The 2,321-nt window shown below is 65.1% G+C and carries 3 protein-coding genes; all 3 read left to right on the top strand.

Annotated features, from left to right (window positions below; all coding sequences use genetic code 11):
- Nucleotides 1-327, top strand: a 327-nt coding sequence (locus E5198_RS20950; protein ID WP_178084111.1) for a cbb3-type cytochrome c oxidase subunit II, incomplete at its 5' end; no start/stop codon positions are given.
- 29 nt (nt 328-356) lie between these two features.
- Nucleotides 357-1,280, top strand: a complete 924-nt coding sequence (ccoP, locus tag E5198_RS20945; protein WP_136491833.1) for a cytochrome-c oxidase, cbb3-type subunit III — start codon at nt 357-359, stop codon at nt 1,278-1,280.
- A 367-nt stretch (nt 1,281-1,647) separates the two neighbouring features.
- The coding region (locus E5198_RS20940) for a cbb3-type cytochrome c oxidase subunit I (RefSeq protein ID WP_178084110.1) at nt 1,648-2,321 on the top strand (674 nt) is incomplete at its 3' end.

The following is a 2,321-nucleotide window of genomic DNA, read 5'->3' as shown; positions in this document are numbered from 1 at the left end:
CACCCGTTCCTGTGGGGCTCCAAGCGTACCGGTCCGGACCTGGCCCGCGTCGGCGGCCGCTACTCCGACGACTGGCATCGCGCCCACCTGTACAACCCGCGCAACGTGGTGCCGGAATCGAAGATGCCCTCCTACCCCTGGCTGGTGGAGCACAAGCTGACCGGCTCGGACACCGCCGCCAAGATGCAGGCCATGCGCACCCTGGGCGTGCCGTACACCGATGCCGACATCGCCGGCGCCCGCGACGCGGTCAAGGGCAAGACCGAAATGGACGCGCTGGTCGCGTACCTGCAGGTCCTCGGCACCAGCCTCAAGAACAAGCGCTGATGCGCGGCCTCAGCCAGGAGTAATCATCCATGACAGGCTTTTGGAGTATCTACGTCAGCATCCTCACCATCGGTACCCTGGTGGTGCTGTGGTGGCTGATCTTCGCGACCCGCAAGGGCCAGCGCCCCGACACCACCGACCAGACCATGGGTCACTCGTTCGACGGCATCGAGGAGTACGACAACCCGCTGCCGCGCTGGTGGTTCCTGCTGTTCATCGGCACCCTGATCTTCGGCGCCGTCTACCTGGCCCTCTACCCGGGCCTGGGCAACTGGAAGGGCGTCCTGCCGGGTTACGAGAACGGCTGGACCCAGGTCAACCAGTGGCAGCGCGAGATGGACCGCGCCGACGCCGAGTACGGCCCGCTGTTCGCCAAGTACGCCGCCATGCCGGTGGCCGAGGTGGCCAAGGACCCGCAGGCCCTGAAGATGGGCTCGCGCATGTTCGCCTCCTACTGCTCGGTGTGCCACGGCTCCGACGCCAAGGGCAGCTACGGCTTCCCCAACCTGACCGACGCCCACTGGCGCTGGGGCGGCGAGGCCGACACCATCAAGACCTCGATCCTCGGCGGCCGCCACGGCATCATGCCGGCCTGGGCCGCGGTCATCGGCGAGGATGGCGTGAAGAACGTCGCCGCCTACGTGCGTAGCGAGCTGGCCGGTCTCCCGCTGCCGGCCGGTGCCGAAGGCGATGTCGCTGCCGGCCAGAAGATCTTCGCCACCAACTGCGTCGCCTGCCACGGCCCGCAGGGCAAGGGTACTCCGGCCATGGGCGCTCCGGACCTGACCGCCAGCGCCGGCTGGCTGTACGGCTCGAGCCTGACCCAGCTGCAGCAGACCATCCGCCTCGGCCGCCAGGGCCAGATGCCGGCCCAGCAACCCTACCTGGGCAACGACAAGGTGCATCTGCTGGCTGCCTACGTGTACAGCCTGTCGCAACAGTCCGCCAAGTAAGACCGGGGGCGCGCCGCGCAATGCGGCGCGCCCTTATCCTCGCGCCCTTCCCCCCTTCTCGAAGCCCCTCGCCACGCGCGACCAAGTGTCGCACCTATCCCGAAGTTTCCTTCACAGCCTCGGCGCCGAGGACTAAGCTCTCCCCCCAGTCGCACGCCGTTACAAAAACAACGCGACAGCACCCTTGCGGCGTCTTTCGAGACTCCGTTCTGCGCCACAGTGACGACGACAACATGGCGGGAGACGGCCTTTTTCTCCGGCACGCAATCCCTTGCACGACAAGAGGTTGCGTTGCAATGGCTACCTCCTTTCTCCATACTTGCCGCCGTTTTTTGTCCCGAAAGTCCATAACCGTGGAACCCCTGCAATGAGTACAGCAATCAGTCCGACTGCTTATAACTACAAGGTGGTCCGCCAGTTCGCCGTCATGACGGTAATCTGGGGGGTCATTGGGATGGGTCTGGGTGTGCTGATCGCCGCCCAGCTCGTCTGGCCGAGCCTGAACTTCGACCTGCCGTGGACCAGCTTCGGTCGCCTGCGTCCGTTGCACACCAACGCGGTGATCTTCGCGTTCGGCGGCTGCGCCCTGTTCGCCACCTCCTACTATGTAGTGCAGCGCACCAACCAGGCACGCCTGTTCAGCGACACCCTCGCCGCCTTCACCTTCTGGGGCTGGCAAGCCGTGATCGTGCTCGCCGTCATCACCCTGCCGCAGGGCTTCACCTCCTCCAAGGAGTACGCCGAGCTGGAGTGGCCGATCGACATCCTGCTGGCGATCGTCTGGGTTTCCTACGCGGTGGTGTTCTTCGGGACCATCCTCAAGCGCCAGACCAAGCACATCTATGTGGGCAACTGGTTCTTCGGCGCCTTCATCCTGGTGACGGCGATGCTGCACATCGTCAACAACATGGAGATCCCGGTCACCCTGTTCAAGTCCTACTCGCTGTACAGCGGCGCCACCGATGCCATGGTGCAGTGGTGGTACGGCCACAACGCCGTGGGCTTCTTCCTGACCACCGGCTTCCTCGGCATGATGTACTA

This window comes from Pseudomonas sp. A-1 (assembly GCF_004801855.1).
Lineage (GTDB): Bacteria > Pseudomonadota > Gammaproteobacteria > Pseudomonadales > Pseudomonadaceae > Geopseudomonas.
The sequence above is the reverse complement of the archived record's forward strand: the minus strand, read 5'-3'. Positions and strand labels throughout refer to the sequence as shown.

Coding starts and splice junctions, on each gene's coding strand:
- ccoP (WP_136491833.1), top strand. CDS start 357: ATGACAGGCTTTTGGAGTATCTACGTCAGCATCCTCACCATCGGTACC.